General features: G+C 67.6%; 16 protein-coding genes. 15 read left to right on the top strand and 1 reads right to left on the bottom strand.

Annotated elements, in window-relative coordinates; genetic code table 11:
* The first annotated feature begins 8 nt into the window (after positions 1-8).
* The 15 genes from BMW26_RS10405 (at position 9) to BMW26_RS10335 (ending at position 15,462) form a co-directional block, all read left to right on the top strand.
* The gene (locus tag BMW26_RS10405) at positions 9-740 is read left to right on the top strand and encodes a DUF4129 domain-containing protein (protein WP_072591434.1); all 732 of its coding nucleotides are present in this window, start codon (positions 9-11) and stop codon (positions 738-740) included.
* On the top strand, positions 737-1,264 hold the full coding sequence (locus BMW26_RS10400; protein WP_157538214.1) for a hypothetical protein: 528 nt from the start codon (positions 737-739) through the stop codon (positions 1,262-1,264). The genes BMW26_RS10405 and BMW26_RS10400 overlap by 4 nt, the downstream gene beginning before the upstream one ends.
* Before the next feature lie 10 nt (positions 1,265-1,274).
* Positions 1,275-2,240, top strand: coding sequence for an AAA family ATPase (locus BMW26_RS10395; RefSeq protein WP_056278936.1), 966 nt, complete (start codon positions 1,275-1,277; stop codon positions 2,238-2,240).
* Entirely contained in the window at positions 2,237-3,496 is a 1,260-nt protein-coding gene (locus BMW26_RS10390; RefSeq protein WP_072591433.1) for a DUF58 domain-containing protein, read from the top strand. The genes BMW26_RS10395 and BMW26_RS10390 overlap by 4 nt, the downstream gene beginning before the upstream one ends.
* Before the next feature lie 47 nt (positions 3,497-3,543).
* A complete protein-coding gene (locus BMW26_RS10385) occupies positions 3,544-4,023 on the top strand; it encodes a hypothetical protein (RefSeq protein ID WP_232224449.1) in 480 nt (159 codons plus the stop codon).
* Positions 4,024-4,081: 58 nt separating this feature from the next.
* Positions 4,082-6,970, top strand: coding sequence for an excinuclease ABC subunit UvrA (gene uvrA / locus BMW26_RS10380; RefSeq protein WP_053096663.1), 2,889 nt, complete (start codon positions 4,082-4,084; stop codon positions 6,968-6,970).
* Entirely contained in the window at positions 6,970-8,883 is a 1,914-nt protein-coding gene (gene uvrC / locus BMW26_RS10375; RefSeq protein ID WP_053096661.1) for an excinuclease ABC subunit UvrC, read from the top strand. Before uvrA ends, uvrC begins: the two co-directional genes overlap by 1 nt.
* 30 nt (positions 8,884-8,913) lie before the next feature.
* Complete coding sequence (rapZ, locus tag BMW26_RS10370; protein WP_053096659.1) at positions 8,914-9,786, top strand: RNase adapter RapZ; 873 nt, start codon at positions 8,914-8,916, stop codon at positions 9,784-9,786.
* Positions 9,787-9,854: 68 nt separating this feature from the next.
* A complete protein-coding gene (whiA, locus tag BMW26_RS10365; protein WP_042540784.1) occupies positions 9,855-10,832 on the top strand; it encodes a DNA-binding protein WhiA in 978 nt (325 codons plus the stop codon).
* A gap of 187 nt (positions 10,833-11,019) precedes the next feature.
* The gene (locus BMW26_RS10360) at positions 11,020-11,646 is read left to right on the top strand and encodes a superoxide dismutase (RefSeq protein WP_042540783.1); all 627 of its coding nucleotides are present in this window, start codon (positions 11,020-11,022) and stop codon (positions 11,644-11,646) included.
* Between the two features lie 115 nt (positions 11,647-11,761).
* Entirely contained in the window at positions 11,762-12,772 is a 1,011-nt protein-coding gene (gene gap / locus BMW26_RS10355) for a type I glyceraldehyde-3-phosphate dehydrogenase (protein WP_053096657.1), read from the top strand.
* Between the two features lie 10 nt (positions 12,773-12,782).
* Positions 12,783-13,997 carry a phosphoglycerate kinase gene (locus tag BMW26_RS10350; RefSeq protein WP_072591431.1) on the top strand — a complete coding sequence of 405 codons (1,215 nt, stop codon included), beginning with the start codon at positions 12,783-12,785 and terminating at the stop codon, positions 13,995-13,997.
* The gene (gene tpiA / locus BMW26_RS10345; RefSeq protein WP_053096653.1) at positions 13,988-14,779 is read left to right on the top strand and encodes a triose-phosphate isomerase; all 792 of its coding nucleotides are present in this window, start codon (positions 13,988-13,990) and stop codon (positions 14,777-14,779) included. Before BMW26_RS10350 ends, tpiA begins: the two co-directional genes overlap by 10 nt.
* A gap of 81 nt (positions 14,780-14,860) precedes the next feature.
* Positions 14,861-15,109, top strand: coding sequence for a preprotein translocase subunit SecG (gene secG / locus BMW26_RS10340; protein ID WP_053096652.1), 249 nt, complete (start codon positions 14,861-14,863; stop codon positions 15,107-15,109).
* On the top strand, positions 15,109-15,462 hold the full coding sequence (locus BMW26_RS10335; protein ID WP_042540778.1) for an RNA polymerase-binding protein RbpA: 354 nt from the start codon (positions 15,109-15,111) through the stop codon (positions 15,460-15,462). The genes secG and BMW26_RS10335 overlap by 1 nt, the downstream gene beginning before the upstream one ends.
* 73 nt (positions 15,463-15,535) lie before the next feature.
* Here the strand turns inward: BMW26_RS10335 and BMW26_RS10330 are convergent, their stop codons facing one another.
* Complete coding sequence (locus tag BMW26_RS10330; RefSeq protein ID WP_072591430.1) at positions 15,536-16,738, bottom strand: hypothetical protein; 1,203 nt, start codon at positions 16,736-16,738, stop codon at positions 15,536-15,538.
* Between the last annotated feature and the right edge of the window lie 79 nt (positions 16,739-16,817).

Genomic DNA, 16,817 nt, shown 5'->3' with positions numbered 1-16,817 from the left:
GTGTGGGCATGCCGAGCGAACCCCAGACGCGTCTTGCGCGCCGGAGCGTCGATCGCATGGTCCTCTCGACTCTCGTCGTGGGACTCTTCGTCGTGGCCATGATCGCTGCGGCGATCCAGGGCGCGCCGACGTTCCGCCCCGCCGCGCCGATTCCTCGGGGGACAGCGGAGCCGCTGCCGTCCAGTGATCCGGGTGCTACCGGGGTTCCCGAGCCGATGGAGATCGACTCCACCGCCGCCGCGGTCGTTCAGACGCTCGCCGTGATCCTCATGGCGCTGGTCGCTGCGGGGCTCATCGCGCTCCTCGTGATCGCCGCGAGAGCCCTGCTGCGAGCGTGGCGGGATCGCCCGCTGGGCCGTCGTGACGCGGCGGCGGTCGCATCCGAGGTCGATCACCTCACCTCGGCGCCGGAACCCGAGATCGCCGTCGCTGTGATGCAGCGCGGGATCGCCGGGGCGCTCATGCAGATAGACGAGCGCGCCCGAGCGTCTGATGCCATCGTCGCCGCGTGGATCGGCCTCGAAGAGAGTGCCGCAGACGCAGGGGTGAAGCGAGCGGCGACCGAGACTCCCGGCGAGTTCGTGGTGCGGATCATCACTCTGCGGCCCGGGGTGGCCGGGGACGCCGCGTCGCTGCTGCGTCTCTACGAGAGCGTCCGATTCGGAGCCGGGTCGGCCGACGAGGGCGACCGGGCCTCGGCGAGAGAGGCCCTGCGACGCATCGAGGAGGTGTGGCGGTGACTGTCCGCAGAACGCTGGTCGCAGCGGGGGCGGCGGTCCTCGTCGCTCTGGCGCTCCTCGGCTTCGGCTTCACCTGGCCGTTCGTGATCGCATGGGGTCTCCTGATCGGTGCGGTCGGTCTGCTCGCGCAGCTCGCGATGCCGCTCGAGCCGGGGTTCGACGCGCCGCGCATAGACGTGGAGCCGGATCGACGACCTACCGAGATCTCTCGCATGGCGTGGGCACTGAACACACACACCGGCATCGCGGGAGCGCAGATCACGCGCCGTGTCGGGGTGATCCTGCGTCAGCGGCTGATGCGCCACGGAGTGGATCCGGATGACCCTGCCCACCGCGACCGACTCCCGCGGCTGATCGACCCGGGAGTCTGGGAGCGCCTGACGGGACCGGAGACGACGATCGTCGACGTCGAGAGGGCGCTGGACGCGATCGATCGACTGGATCCCACCTCGCCGGACGAACCGTCACCCCGGTTGCACGTACCGACCCCCGACCACGGGCGGCCCTCGCCGCCGCGTCGATGAAGGAGATGCCATGACGAGCCCCGCAGAGATCGCCGCCACCGGAGCCCGGATCCTGGCTGCCGTGCGAACAGTCGTCGTGGGCATGGACGACCCGGTCGAGATCGCTCTGGCCTCGATCCTCGCCGGCGGTCACGTGCTGTTCGAGGATGTGCCGGGCCTGGGGAAGACGCTCGCCGCGCGCAGCCTCGCCTCGGCGCTGGGGCTGTCGTTCCGGCGCTTGCAGTGCACTCCGGACATGCTGCCCGGCGATGTCACGGGGTCGTACGTCTACGCACCGGACTCGGGGGACTTCGTCTTCCGGCCGGGGCCGATCTTCACCGGACTGCTGCTCGCCGACGAGATCAACAGAACCACGCCGAAGACGCAGTCCGCGATGCTCGAGGCGATGGCGGAGCGCCAGGTGACCGTCGAGGGCAACAGCTTCGCGCTGCCCGCGCCGTTCCATGTGATCGCGACGTCGAATCCGATCGAGTACGAGGGCACGTACGCGCTGCCCGAGGCACAGCTCGACAGGTTCATGGTGCGGCTGTCCGTCGGCTATCCGGCGGCGGAGAGCGAGGCCCGCATCCTGGAGAACCGCGTGAGCAGGCGCCAGGAGGCTGCTCACATCGCTCCGGTCATCGACGCCGCTCAGCTCATCTCCCTGCAGGAGGCCGTCGAGGCCATCCACGTCGACCCGGACATCTCGCGCTACTGCGTCGAGATCGCACGCGCCACCCGGACCGCGGCCAACGTCGAGGTCGGTGCGTCGCCGCGCGGTTCTCTGGGGCTGCTGCTGCTGGGACGAGCGCTCGCGGCTCTGGATGGCCGCGACTTCGTCCGTCCGGACGACATCAAGCGGATCGCCGTGCCCGTGCTGGCGCATCGTCTCACGCTCACACCTCAGGCGTGGGCCCAGGGCGCGTCGGCATCCGATGTGGTGCGCTCGGTCGTCGGACAGGTGGCTGTTCCGCCGACCGTCGGAGTGCTCGGATGACGGACGGGCCCGACGCGGGGCGTCGCGGTCCTGTGTTGTCCGTGGCGATCGGAGGCGCTGTCCTGCTCGCCGCGGTCGGCCTTCTCGCGGGAAGACCCGACGTGGTGGCGATGGGGCTTCCTCTGGCCATCTGGAGCGGTCTCGCGATCGCGCGGGGCACATCCGGCGCGGTGGCGAAGATCGCGATCGACCCGGTGCCCGGGCGCGATGGCGAGCTGCTCACATCGATCGCGGTGGACAGCGATGCGGATGCCGTCGAGGTGGTGGTCGTGCAGTCGGAGCGTCGCAGCAGACGCGTGATCGTGCCCGGCGGTGGCTTCACATTCACTGCGCGGAGCAAGGTCCTGCACTCCGGTCCGACGATCCCGGTCCAGGCGGCAGCGAGGGGGTTCTCCTTCGAGGGAGCGGCGCTCTCGTCGACGTCGGACCTCGCCGCCATCAGGCGTCAGGTGGCCCCGCCCCGCCGATCACTCGACGCGCTCCCGCTGCCGCGACGACTGACGGGGTCGCACGGCGCGCACGAGGGGCGCCGGGCGGGTCAGGGCGGCGACTTCCGGGACATCCACCCCTTCGCGCCCGGCGACGAACTCCGCCGCGTGGACTGGCGGGCGACGGCGCGGATGTCCCGCCGGCCAGGCGATCTGCTGGTCCGTCGGACCAATACGCTCAGCGACTCGTCGGTCGTGGTCGCCATGGACACGTCTGAGGATCTGGGTGAGGTCGTCGCCTCGTGGGGGAGCGGCGACCGCGAACGCAGCGGCGTGACCTCCCTCGACCTCGCGAGGGAGGCTGCGCGAGCCATCGCCGACTCGGCCATAGGCGAGGGCGACCGCGTCGCACTTCACGTGCTCGTGCACGGCGGCCGGTCGTTGAGGAGCGGCGGCGGCTCGAGGCACCTGGCACGGGTCGTGGCGGCCATCGCCGCGACGGGCCAGGCGAGAGACGACGCGACTTTCCGTCGCACTCCTCCCGTGCCGCACGGCTCGGTGGTCTTCGTGCTGTCGACCTTCTTCGAGGGCGCCGCCGCTCGGACCGCGCTGATGTGGAGGGCCAGCGGCCACAGAGTCGTCGCCGTCGATGTCCTCCCTCCGCTCGACCGTGCTCGGCTCACCCGTGCGCAGCTGATCGGCTTGCGCACCGTGCTCGCAGAGAGGGGGAACGTGTTCGCGGATCTCCACGGCGCCGGAGTCGACGTGGTCTCGTGGGCCTCGGACCCGTCCTCGGCGATGCGTGCGATCGCGAGGGCCAGGCGATGAGAGCGAACGACACGCTACGGACGGGTCCTTCCGTCCCGGGACTCGTCGTGAGGGGCGCGCTCGTCGTCGCCGTCGCCGCGGGTGCTGCCATGCTGTGCCCGTTGCTCGGATGGCAGGTGGCGGCAGTCGTCCTGGCGATCATCGCCGCCGCTCTTCCGCAGACTTTCGCGGCCTGGGGGTCGATCGGATGCCTCGTGATCGGGATGCTGATCTCGGAGCCCGACGTCGGGCGCGCGATGATCGCTGTGCTCGCGGTGCAGGTGATCCATGTCCTCATGTCGCTCTCCCTCGTGATCCCGGCCGGCTCCCGCGTGATCGTGACCGCCCTCCGTCCGAGCCTGGTGAGGCTGATCGTCGTGCAGGCGATCGCCCAGCCGATCACCGTGGCCGTCATGGTGGTCATGCGCATCGACACCCCCGCGTCGCTGTCGACAGTGCCCTGGGCCGCTGTCGCCGGGGCCGGAGCCGTGGTCGCACTCGTCGCGACCCTGCTCACGCGGGCGAACCGCGGTACTCGAGAGCACTGATCGCTTCCCTGTGAGCCCTCACGGAGCCAATGTCGGTGGCCACTCGTAGACTTGATCAGTGCCTATCGTCCCGGTTGCAACCCCAGGAAAACTCAGTGTCCGCGGTGCCCGCGTACACAATCTCAAGAACGTCGACATCGACATCCCACGCGACTCCCTCGTCGTGTTCACCGGCCTGTCCGGATCGGGAAAGTCCAGTCTGGCCTTCGACACGATCTTCGCTGAAGGACAGCGTCGCTACGTCGAGTCGCTGAGCGCCTACGCGCGTCAGTTCCTCGGTCAGGTCGACCGACCGGACGTCGACTTCATCGAGGGCCTCAGCCCTGCGGTGTCGATCGACCAGAAGTCGACCAACCGCAACCCGCGGTCCACGGTCGGAACCATCACCGAGATCTACGACTACATGCGTCTGCTGTGGGCGCGGATCGGGATTCCGCACTGCCCCGAGTGCGGTGCGCGCATCCAACGTCAGACCGTCCAGCAGATCGCCGACCAGCTCATGGAGCTGCCCGAGCGCACCCGCTACCAGATCGTCGCGCCCATCGTCTCGCAGAAGAAGGGCGAGTTCGTCGACCTGTTCCGCGAGCTGGGGGCCAAGGGCTACTCGCGCGCGATCGTCGACGGCGACCTCATCCAGCTCGCCGAGCCGCCCACGCTCAAGAAGAGCTACAAGCATGACATCGCCGTCGTCGTCGACCGCCTCGTCGCGGCAGACGACATCCTCGGTCGAGTCACGGACTCGGTCGAGACCGCGCTCGGGCTCGCCGGCGGCGTGGTGCAGATCAACTACGTCGACGCAGAGGGCGACGACGCGTGGCAGTCCTTCTCCGAGAAGCTCGCCTGCCCGAACGGCCACGCGCTCACCCTCACCGAGATCGAACCACGCACGTTCTCGTTCAACGCGCCCTTCGGTGCCTGTCCGGCCTGCTCGGGTCTCGGCACCCGCATGTCCGTCGACATCGACCTGATGCTCGGCGACGAGGAGCTCTCCATCCGCGAGGGCGCGATCATCCCGTGGACCACTCAGGGCAAGGGACTCTTCCAGTACTACGAGCGGCTGCTCGAGGGATTGGCCGACGACCTCAACTTCTCTCTCGACACCCCGTGGCAGGATCTGCGCGTCGACGTTCAGGACGCGATCCTGCGCGGCGACAACTACAAGGTCACCGTCAAGTTCAAGAACCGCTATGGGCGCGAGATGCGCTATGCATCGGGGTTCGAAGGCGTCGTGCCGTACATCGAGCGGCAGTACGCCCAGGCCGAGTCCGACACGCAGCGCTCGCGCTGGGGCGAGTACCTCCGCGAGGTCCCCTGCCCGGTGTGCGACGGCAACCGACTCAAGCCCGAGGTGCTCGCGGTGCAGGTGCACGGGCATTCGATCGCCGAGGTGTCGCACCTGAGCCTTGCCGACGCGCGGTCGTTCATGGAGACCCTCACCCTCACCGATCGTGAGGCGAAGATCGCGGCTCAGGTGCTGCGTGAGATCCGCCTGCGACTCGACTTCCTCCTGCAGGTCGGGCTCTCCTACCTCAACCTCAGCCGGTCCGCCGGGTCGCTCTCCGGTGGAGAAGCGCAGCGCATCCGGCTGGCGACGCAGATCGGCTCCGGGCTCACCGGCGTCCTCTACGTCCTCGACGAGCCGTCGATCGGTCTGCACCAGCGTGACAACCGTCGTCTGATCGACACCCTTCTGAAACTTCGCGACCTCGGGAACACGCTCATCGTCGTCGAGCACGACGAAGAGACGATCGAAGCCGCTGACTGGGTCGTGGACATCGGACCGGGTGCCGGCGTGAACGGTGGAGAGGTCGTGCATTCCGGTCCGTATTCGGCTCTGTTGAACGAGCCGAACTCGATGACGGGCGAATACCTCTCGGGTGCGCGCGAGATCCCCACTCCGGCGAAGCGTCGCAAGCTCGACAAGAAACGCATGCTGAGCGTGGTCGGCGCCCGCGAGAACAACCTCAAGAACGTCAGCGTGAACTTCCCGCTGGGCGTTCTCACGGCGGTGACCGGCGTGTCGGGTTCGGGCAAGTCGTCGCTCGTCAACGACATCCTGTACCAGGTGCTGGCCTCGCGGCTCAACGGCGCCCGCACGGTTCCCGGAAAGCACACGCGTGTGTCAGGGCTCGACAACCTCGACAAGGTCGTGCACGTCGATCAGGCACCGATCGGCCGCACGCCGCGGTCCAACCCGGCCACCTACACCGGCGTGTTCGACCGCATCCGCTCGCTGTTCAGCGAGACCCCCGAGGCGAAGGTCCGTGGCTATCAGCCAGGGCGATTCAGCTTCAACGTCAAGGGCGGTCGCTGCGAGGCGTGCTCGGGCGACGGCACGATCAAGATCGAGATGAACTTCCTGCCCGACGTGTACGTCGACTGCGAGGTCTGCCACGGCAAGCGCTACAACCGCGACACGCTGTCGGTGCACTACAAGGGCAAGAACATCGCCGAGGTCCTCGAGATGCCGATCGCGGAAGCGGCCGAGTTCTTCGAGCCCATTCAGGCGATCCACCGCTACATGAAGACCCTCGTCGACGTCGGGCTCGGGTATGTGCGCCTCGGTCAGTCGGCGACGACTCTCTCCGGCGGCGAGGCTCAGCGCGTCAAGTTGGCCACCGAGCTCCAGCGGCGCAGCAACGGTCGCAGCATCTACGTCCTCGACGAGCCGACCACCGGTCTGCACTTCGAGGACGTGCGCAAGCTCCTCGAGGTACTGAACGGACTCGTCGACAAGGGCAACACGGTGATCGTCATCGAGCACAACCTCGATGTGATCAAGTCCGCGGACTGGGTGATCGACCTCGGGCCCGAGGGCGGCTCGGGCGGCGGCGAGATCCTGGCGACCGGCACTCCCGAGCAGATCGCGCGAGTCGAGGACAGCCACACGGGTCAGTTCCTCGCCGAGATCCTGGGTGAGGGGCGCTCTGCGCGGAAGGCCAGCTGATGGCCGACGTCCTGCCGTACAAGCCGCGGGCTGGTGAGATCCCCACCAACCCCGGCGTGTACCGCTTCCGCGATGCTGATGGACGCGTGCTGTACGTCGGCAAGGCCAAGAACCTGCGCCAGCGACTGTCGAACTACTTCGCTCCGCTGCGCACGCTCCACGAACGCACGCGGCGGATGGTCACCACGGCGTCGTCCGTCGAGTGGACCGTCGTCTCGACGGACGTGGACTCGCTTCAGCTGGAGTACATGTGGATCAAGGAGTTCGATCCGCCCTTCAACGTCCGCTACAAGGACGACAAGTCCTACCCGTTCATGGCCGTGACCCTGGGTGATGAGGCGCCGCGCGTGATCGTGACCAGGAACCGCAAGATTCCCGGTGCCCGATACTTCGGTCCTTATCCCAAGGTCTGGGCGGTGCACGAGACGATCGACCTGATGGTCAAGGCATTCCCGATCCGCACCTGCAGCGACTCCAGCTACAAACGCGCGATGCAGACCGGCCGGCCGTGCTTTCCCGGGCAGATCGGCAAGTGCGGCGGGCCGTGCTCGATGACGGTGACGATCGAGGAGCACCGTGCCATGGTCGACGACTTCGTCGCCTTCATGGCGGGCGGCGATGAGCGCTTCACCCGAGAGCTGACCAAGCGGATGCTGGCGGCGTCGGCCGCGATGGATTACGAGGCCGCCGCCAGATACCGTGACAAGCTCACCGCGATCGAGGCCGTGCTCGGCAAGAGCGCGCTCGTGCTCGCGACCGACGAGGATGCCGACCTCTTCGGCATCGCGGAAGACGAGCTGGCTGCCGCCGTGCAGCACTTCGTGATCCGCGGCGGGCGCGTCCGCGGTGTTCGCGCGATGACGATCGAGAAGGAGATCGACATCTCGACAGCCGATCTCGTCGACCAGGTGCTGCAGCGCGCGTACGGCGATGCGCAGGATGTGCCCCGGCGGATCATCGTGCCGACCCTTCCCGACGACGCGGCCGAGCTTGAGGTCTGGCTGCGCGAGCGGCGAGGCAAGAAGGTCGAGATCGCCATCGCCCAACGGGGGCAACGCGCTGATCTCATGCGCACGGCGACCCTCAACGCGCAGCAGGCCCTGATCAGGTACAAGACCCGTCGTACGAGCGACTACGTCGCACGAACCCAGGCTCTGACCGATCTGCAGGAGGCGTTGGGGATGTCGGAGGCGCCGCTTCGCATCGAGTGCTTCGACATCTCGCACCTCGGTGGCACGAACGTCGTCGCCTCGATGGTGGTCTTCGAAGACGGGCTTCCCCGCAAAGACCAGTACCGGTCGTTCAACATCGCCGAGACCACCGACGATACGGACTCGATGTACCAGGTGCTGCGTCGTCGACTCGCCTATCTCGATCGTCCGGAAGAGATCGATGAGCCCGCATCCGCAGCGGTCCCCGTGGAGGCGGGAGACGAGTCCGAGGACGTCGTCGTGGAGGTCAAGCGCAAACCGCGCTTCGCCTATCCGCCTCAGCTGCTGCTGGTCGACGGTGGACAGCCCCAGGTCGAAGCGGCGGCACGTGCACTGCGAGACGCCGGGCACACCGAGATCGCCGTGTGCGGCATCGCCAAACGGCTCGAGGAGATCTGGCTCCCGGGGGAGGACTTCCCGGTGATCCTGCCGCGCACCAGCGAGTCGCTCTACCTGCTGCAGCGGCTGAGAGACGAGGCCCACCGGTTCGCGATCACGCACCAGCGCAAACGACGCAAGAATGACATCACGTCGATCCTGGCCGAGGTGCCAGGCCTCGGCTCCTCGAGGATCAAGGTCCTCCTGAAGCACTTCGGCTCCGTCACCGCGCTGCGCTCCGCGCCTCTGGAGGCGATCCAGGAGGTGCAGGGGATCGGTCCTGTCCTCGCACAGAACATCCATACGCATCTCTCCACTCGCTAGGCTGGAGCCAGCGGGGGAGAAGGAGTAACCATGACTGACGGGGACAAAGGCGAGTTCCTCATCGTCACGGGCATGTCGGGCGCAGGGCGCACGACGGTAGCCAACGCACTCGAGGACCTCGGCTGGTACGTGGTCGACAACCTGCCGCCGCAGATCCTCCGACCGCTGCTCGACCTCACGGACATGGGCGGTGACGCTCTGCCGAAGGTCGCAGCGGTGGTCGACGTTCGCGGGCGCAACCTCTTCGACGACTTCCCGGGCGTCGCGAGGGCGCTGAGATCGCGTGGTTCCGTCCGCGTGCTGTTCCTGGACGCGTCGGACGATGTGCTCGTGCGTCGGTTCGAGGCGGTTCGCCGACCCCACCCGCTGCAGGGGGACGGCACTCTGCTCGACGGCATCCGCGTCGAGCGCCAGCGACTGGCGCCGATCCGCGAATCGGCCGATCTCGTGGTCGACACCTCCGCACTCAACATCCATCAGCTCGCCACCCAGGTCTCCGACCTCTTCTCGGAAGCGGGCGCAGCGAGGCATCGTGTGACGCTCATGAGCTTCGGTTTCAAGTACGGTCTCCCGACCGACGTCGACCTGGTCGCGGATATGCGCTTCCTCCCGAACCCGTTCTGGAACGAAGAGCTGCGGGGCCTGACCGGTCAGGACGAGTCCGTCAGGGACTACGTGCTGTCACGCGAGGGCGCCGCCGAGTTCCTCGATTCGTATTCGGCGGCACTCACTCCGGTGCTCGAGGGGTATCAGCGCGAGAACAAGAGCCATTCGACCGTCGCGATCGGCTGCACCGGCGGAAAGCACCGCTCCGTGGCCATGGCGGAGGAGCTGGCCCGTCGGCTCGCCTCCGTGCCGGGAGTGGCCGTCAACGTGCGTCACCGGGACCTCGGCAGGGAATAGCAAGAGCCTCCGTCAGAGTAGGCTGGAGGTTTGCGCCGCGATCCGGCGCGTGAGCGTAGAGGAGTGTCGTGGCACTAACGACCGACGTCAAGGCTGAGCTGGTCAGCATCCGTAATGCACCCCCGACGGTGCGTGTCGCGGAGGTCACCTCGATCCTCCGGTTCGCCGGCGGACTGCACTCCATCGCCGGGCGGGTCGCCGTCGAGGCGGAGGTGGATGCCGAGATCCTCGCGCAGCGTGTCGCGCGCGACCTTGCCGAGATCTACGGAGTCCGACCGGAGATCGCACAGGTGCAGTCGAGCACGGCGAATGACGGCGCGCGATGGGCTGTCCGGGTCATCGCCTCGGGGGAGACCCTCGCACGCCAGACCGGTCTGCTCGACCAGCGTCGGCGTCCGGTCCGCGGACTCCCCAACCGTCTCACCACTGGCTCTCGCGCTGAAGTGGCCGGTCTCTGGCGGGGTGCGTTCCTCGCCGCGGGAACGCTGAGCGAACCCGGCCGATCGGCCATGCTCGAGGTCGCATGCCCGTCATCCGAGGCCGCCATGGCACTCGTGGGCGCGGCGCATCGCCTGGGTGTCGCCGCCAAGGCGCGCGAGGTGAGAGGCATGCCGCGCGTCGTCGTGCGTGAGGGCGAGGCGATCCGCACCATCCTCAGCGAGATGGGTGCTCAGAAGACCGCGGTCGCCTGGGAGGAGATGCGCCAGCGTCGCGAGGTGCGTGCGGGCGTCAACCGTCTCGTCAACTTCGACGATGCCAACCTCCGTCGCTCCGCGCAGGCCGCCGTCGCCGCCTGCGCGCGCGTCGAGCGGGCCCTGGAGATCCTCGCCGACGAGGTGCCCGACCACCTCAAGGTCGCGGGCGAGCTGCGTCTCGCGCACCGCGACGCGAGCCTCGACGAGCTGGGTCACCACGCTGATCCGCCCATGACCAAGGACGCCGTCGCCGGCCGCATCCGCCGTCTTCTGGCGATGGCGGACAAGCGTGCCCAGCAGGAGGGCATCCCGGGAACGGAAGCAGCCGTGCCCGCGGGTCTCGACGTCTGACCACAGCGAACGACATCAGCGAGGCGATCCCTGTCAAGGGGTCGCCTCGCTTCGTCATATGGGGGAAGGATCAGGGTCGGCGACGCGTTGTCGTCACTAGGATGAGTTACGTCCGCTCTACGTCGCACATCGGCGGCGCAGAGGATCGGCAAGCGCCGCGGCGCGGCGCGGATTGGATGAAAGCGACATGGCGACCTACACGCTCCCCGACCTTCCCTACGACTTCGCAGCCCTCGAGCCGCACATCAGCGGCAAGATCATGGAGCTGCACCATGACAAGCACCACGCGACCTACGTCGCCGGCGCCAACACCGCCCTCGAGCAGCTCGCCGAGGCGCGCGACAGCGGCAACCTGGCGAACGTGAACAAGCTCGAGAAGGACCTCGCGTTCAACCTCGGCGGTCACGTCAACCACTCCATCTTCTGGACCAACCTCTCGCCGACCGGCGGCGGACAGCCCGAGGGCGAGCTCAAGGCAGCCATCGACGAGTTCTTCGGTTCCTTCGAGAAGTTCCAGGCGCACTTCACCGCGAACGCCCTCGGAATCCAGGGCTCCGGATGGTCCGTCCTCAGCTGGGACTCGATCGGCCAGCGCCTGATCATCCAGCAGCTGTTCGACCAGCAGTCGAACACGGCACAGGGCACCGTGCCGCTGTTCCAGCTCGACATGTGGGAGCACGCCTTCTACCTCGACTACCTCAACGTCAAGGCCGACTACGTGAAGGCCGCGTGGAACATCGCCAACTGGGAGAACGTCGCCCAGCGCTTCGAGGTCGCCCGCGAGAAGACGAACGGCCTGCTGGTACTGTCGTAATCGGGTCGCGTCCCGACGGGCCAAGTCTCGTCGGGACGCCATCTCAGCCAAAAACCCCCGCGCACCGCGCACGCACGATTGCTGCGCACAGCGCACGAGAAACAGGGAGACCTGAGTGTCTGTCAAGATCGGTATCAACGGCTTCGGCCGTATCGGACGCAACTACTTCCGCGCGGCTCTCGCGCAGGGAGCGGACATCGAGATCGTCGCTGTCAACGACCTCACCGACAACAAGACCCTTGCCCACCTTCTGAAGTACGACTCCGTGGGCGGCGTCCTCGATGCTGACATCAGCTACGACGACGAGAGCATCACGGTCAACGGCAAGGCCATCAAGGCGTTCGCCGAGCGCGACCCCGCCGGCCTCCCGTGGGGCGAGCTGGGCGTCGACATCGTCATCGAGTCGACCGGCTTCTTCACCAAGGCCGAGCTGGCCAAGAAGCACATCGAGGCAGGGGCCAAGAAGGTCCTCATCTCGGCTCCCGGCACCGGCGTCGACGGCACGTTCGTCATGGGCGTGAACGAGGACACGTACAACCCGGAGACGGATCACATCATCTCCAACGCCTCCTGCACGACCAACTGCCTCGCCCCGCTGGCCCAGGTCTTCAACGACGCCTTCGGCATCGACCGTGGCTTCATGATGACGGCTCACGCCTACACGGCAGACCAGAACCTGCAGGACGGTCCGCACAGCGACCTGCGTCGCGCACGCGCCGCAGCGATCAACATCACCCCGGCGTCGACCGGTGCCGCGAAGGCGATCGGCGAGGTTCTGCCCGAGCTCCAGGGCAAGCTGAGCGGCTCGTCGTACCGCGTTCCGGTTCCCACCGGCTCGATCGTCGACCTCACGCTGATCACCGACCGCGAGAACCTCACGGTCGAAGAGGTCAACGAGGCGTACAAGAAGGCTGCTGCCGACGGACGCCTCGCCGGTTTCCTGCAGTACAACGAAGACCAGATCGTGTCGAGCGACATCGTGCACAACCCGCACTCGTCGATCTTCGACGCCACGCTGACCAACGTCAGCGGCAACCTGGTCAAGGTCTCCAGCTGGTACGACAACGAGTGGGGTTACTCCAACCGTCTCGTCGACCTGACCGAGTACGTGGCAGAGCGTCTCTGAGACATCTCCCATGACTCTGCGCACCCTGGATTCACTGGGTTCGCTCGAGGGCAAGCGCGTCATCGTCCGTTGTGATCTCAACGTCCCCCTGCGGGATGGGATCATCACGGACGATGGCCGTGTCCGCGCCTCGTTGCCTACCCTCAACGCACTTATCAACGCGGGCGCCCGCGTCATCGTGTGCTCGCACCTCGGCCGCCCCGACGGTGCGCCCGACCCGCAGTACAGTCTCGCGCCGGTCGCCCAGCGGCTGTCCGAGCTGCTCGGCAAGCCGGTGGCGTTCGCTCGCGACACCGTCGGCGAGTCGGCGCAGGAGGCCGTGGCCTCGCTCGAGGACGGCGGCATCGTCGTCATCGAAAACCTGCGGTTCAACCCGGGGGAGACCTCGAAGGACGACGCCGAGCGCGGCGCCTTCGCGGCTCAGCTGGCAGAGCTCGGAGACGTCCTCGTCTCCGACGGCTTCGGTGTCGTGCACCGCAAGCAGGCGAGCGTCTACGACCTCGCCGAGCTGCTGCCGTCGGCCGCCGGTCTGCTCATCGCAGCCGAGCTGGACGTGCTCGACCGTCTCACCGAGAACCCCGAGCGCCCGTACGCGGTCGTCCTCGGCGGGTCGAAGGTCAGCGACAAGCTCGGAGTCATCTCGCACCTGCTGCCGCGCGTGGATCGCATCCTCGTGGGCGGCGGCATGCTGTTCACCTTCCTGAAGGCGCAGGGCCACGCGGTGGCGTCCAGCCTCCTCGAAGAGGACCAGCTCGAGACGGTCCGCGGCTACATCGCCGAGGCTGAGAAGCGCGGTGTGGAGCTGGTGCTCCCGACCGATGTCGTCGTCGCATCCTCGTTCTCCGCTGATGCGGAGCACGAGGTCACCGCCGCCGACGCCATCGAGAGCACCGCGTTCGGCTCCTCCGGCATCGGCCTGGACATCGGCCCGGAGACGGCTGCGCGGTTCGCGGAGGTCATCCGTGGGTCGAAGACGGTGTTCTGGAACGGCCCGATGGGCGTGTTCGAGTTCCCGGCCTTCGCCGGCGGCACCAAGGCCGTTGCGCATGCGCTCACCGAGGTCGACGGCCTCAGCGTCGTAGGCGGCGGAGACTCGGCCGCGGCCGTGCGTCAGCTCGGCTTCACCGACGACCAGTTCGGTCACATCTCGACCGGCGGCGGCGCAAGCCTCGAGTTCCTCGAGGGCAAGAAACTACCCGGCCTGGAGGTGCTCGGATGGGTGTGAACACCCGTACCCCGCTGATCGCGGGAAACTGGAAGATGAATCTCGACCACCTGCAGGCGGTCGCCTTCGTGCAGAAGCTGCACTGGACGCTCAAGGACGCCAAGCACGAGGACGGCTCGGTCGAGGTTGCGGTCTTCCCGCCCTTCACCGACATCCGCAGCGTGCAGACGCTCATCGACGCCGACAAGATCCCGTTCGCCCTCGGCGCGCAGGACCTCTCGGCTCACGACTCCGGCGCCTACACCGGGGAGATCTCGGGAGCCTTCCTGGCGAAGCTCGATGCGAAGTACGTGATCATCGGTCACTCGGAGCGCCGTGAATACCACGCGGAGTCCGATGACGTCGTCGCGGCCAAGACGAAGGCCGCGCTGAAGCACGGTCTGTCGCCCGTCATCTGCGTCGGGGAGACGGCTGAGGACCTCGAGAAGTTCGGGGCCAGCGCAGTGCCCGCGGGGCAGCTCGAGGCCGCTCTCCAGGGTCTGTCGAAGGATGCGGACATCGTCGTGGCGTACGAGCCGGTCTGGGCCATCGGCTCCGGACAGGCGGCGACGCCGCAGCAGGCGCAGGATGTCTGCGCTGCGCTGCGCACGGTGATCGCCAAGGTTCTCGGTGACGACGCTGCGGCGCGCACCCGGATCCTGTACGGCGGATCGGTCAAGGCGGCCAACATCGCCAGCTTCATGCGCGAGCCTGATGTCGATGGCGCACTCGTCGGAGGCGCGAGCCTCGTGGTCGACGAGTTCGCGGCGATCATCCGCTTCGAGAAGCACGTCGGCGTGTGAGTGTGGCGGGGCTCCGGCCCCGCCGCACCGTATACTTGACCGTTACCGGGGCAATCCTGCCCCAGCGAAAGGCTCTTCCTCGTGGAAATTCTCGAGTTCGTCCTGCAGGTGGTGCTGGGCATAACCAGCGTCCTGCTGACTCTCCTCATCCTCCTCCACAAGGGTCGCGGTGGCGGCCTCTCCGACATGTTCGGTGGAGGCATGACGTCAGCTGTCGGCTCGTCGGGTCTCGCTGAGCGCAATCTCAATCGCTTCACGGTCATCCTCGCTCTGGCGTGGTTCGTGTCGATCGTGGCGCTCGGTCTCATCACGAAGTTCGAGGTGATCTGATGGCTACCGGCGGCAACGCGATCCGAGGGACCCGAGTGGGTTCCGGCCCCATGGGCGAGCAGGACCACGGCTACCACGCCGACCGCATCGCGGTCTCGTACTGGGACGGTCTCGGCAACGAGACGGTCCGCTACTTCGCCGCGGGGCTCCCTGAAGAGGAGATCCCCGAGACGATCGACCACCCGCAGTCCGGTCTTCCGGCGGGTCGCGACAAGGCCAACCCGCCTGCCCTCGCGAAGCCGGAGCCCTACAAGACGCATCTCGCGTATGTGAAGGAGCGTCGCACCGACGCAGAAGCCGTCCAGCTTCTCGAAGATGCGCTCACCCAGCTGCGTGAGCGTCGGGGTCAGTGACCTCGATCTGATCTCCTGACAGAAGCCGCCGCGATCCGATCGCGGCGGCTTCTCTCGTACCAGGCGGACGTGCTCACCGGCACCCGTACGCGGCGTCGATGTAGGACTGAGGCGGGTAGCCGTACGCCCAGACGCCGTTGGCATCGTCGGTGAAGCCCATGCTGATCGCCCAGGCCGTGGCCCACTTCTCGATGCTGTCCTGCGTCGACGAGTCGTACATGTCCTCGCACTTCACGCTGATCGCGTGGCCGACCTCGTGGGCGATGAGAGCCTTGCTCCGGTCCGCCGGCCACTGCTCGGCGACCGAGTTCGACAGCTCGATGACGGCGCGGTCGGGATCGTCCCACCACCAGGTCGTGAGGCCTCCCATGCTGCCGTTGGAACCGGCGTTGTTGACGATCTGGTTCCAGTCGAACTCGAGCAGCACCCCGGGTGCGAGCGACCGGGCGAACGCCTCGATCTCGAGGCGATCGCCCTGCAGCGGTCCCGCCTTCTCGGCGAGTTCGGCCTGTTCGGTCGCCACGACCTGTCCTGCGGCGTCCTGCATGGACACCAGTGATTCGACCGTCGTCACATCGAGGAGCATGGTGTCGGGTACTCGCGACGCCGCATCGCGCAGGGCGATGACGGCGTCGTTCTTGGCCGAGAGGTGTGCCGACTCGAAAGCCGGGGCTGCGTCGGCCGCCGAGCGCAGGAGGGCCACGCCGGCCTCGGTCACTTCGGCACTGGCGGCGGTCATCGCAGGTGTCGCCGCGTCGAGGTCGGCAGCCAGGTCGTCCAGGTCGCCGGCGTCGACGGCGAGCTGATCGGATGCTGCGAAGAGCTCCCAGAACGCCGACGGCTTGGAATCCGCCGAAGGCAGGGGTTCGGTGAGCAGTTCCTTCGCCGGGCCGGCGGCTTCATCGGCATCCGTCGACGCCGTCGTGAGCGCGTCCCTCGCGGAGGGCACGGTGAGCACGCCGGTATCGGCCGTCTTCAGCAGATCAGCGACATCGGTGACGGATGTGAGCGTGTCGAGCTCCTGCTGGACCGTCGTCGCGCTGTCGCGAGCCGAGGCCGCCGCTGCGTCGAACTCGGCGCGTGCCCCGTCGTATCCGAGGCTGGCGGTGACCTGGAGCACGCCGACGGCCGCCGCGACCAGGACTCCCGCAGCGCCCAGCATGAACCCGATGCGCCGTCCTCGGCGCTTCGGCGCTGCGTCGTCGGTGCTGGCGAAGTGCGGGGGGAGTGCGTGGCCTCCGGCGGGGGAGGTGGCCACGTCGACGGATGCAGTCATGCGGGGGGACCTCCGTGGGGAACCGGCTCATGATGACTCTAATCAGTGAGCCGTCCGGTGCGAGAACCCCCGGGGACGA

Source organism: Microbacterium sp. 1.5R (genome assembly GCF_001889265.1).
Taxonomy (GTDB): Bacteria; Actinomycetota; Actinomycetes; order Actinomycetales; family Microbacteriaceae; genus Microbacterium.
The sequence above is the reverse complement of the archived record's forward strand: the minus strand, read 5'-3'. Positions and strand labels throughout refer to the sequence as shown.

What these genes read in the sequence shown, in the direction of transcription:
- uvrC (WP_053096661.1), top strand. Translation starts at nt 6,970, where the DNA reads ATGGCCGACGTCCTGCCGTACAAGCCGCGGGCTGGTGAGATCCCCACC.
- tpiA (WP_053096653.1), top strand. Translation starts at nt 13,988, where the DNA reads ATGGGTGTGAACACCCGTACCCCGCTGATCGCGGGAAACTGGAAGATG.
- BMW26_RS10395 (WP_056278936.1), top strand. Translation starts at nt 1,275, where the DNA reads ATGACGAGCCCCGCAGAGATCGCCGCCACCGGAGCCCGGATCCTGGCT.
- BMW26_RS10335 (WP_042540778.1), top strand. Translation starts at nt 15,109, where the DNA reads ATGGCTACCGGCGGCAACGCGATCCGAGGGACCCGAGTGGGTTCCGGC.
- BMW26_RS10360 (WP_042540783.1), top strand. Translation starts at nt 11,020, where the DNA reads ATGGCGACCTACACGCTCCCCGACCTTCCCTACGACTTCGCAGCCCTC.
- BMW26_RS10390 (WP_072591433.1), top strand. Translation starts at nt 2,237, where the DNA reads ATGACGGACGGGCCCGACGCGGGGCGTCGCGGTCCTGTGTTGTCCGTG.
- BMW26_RS10350 (WP_072591431.1), top strand. Translation starts at nt 12,783, where the DNA reads ATGACTCTGCGCACCCTGGATTCACTGGGTTCGCTCGAGGGCAAGCGC.
- rapZ (WP_053096659.1), top strand. Translation starts at nt 8,914, where the DNA reads ATGACTGACGGGGACAAAGGCGAGTTCCTCATCGTCACGGGCATGTCG.
- BMW26_RS10330 (WP_072591430.1), bottom strand. Translation starts at nt 16,738, where the DNA reads ATGACTGCATCCGTCGACGTGGCCACCTCCCCCGCCGGAGGCCACGCA.
- BMW26_RS10405 (WP_072591434.1), top strand. Translation starts at nt 9, where the DNA reads ATGCCGAGCGAACCCCAGACGCGTCTTGCGCGCCGGAGCGTCGATCGC.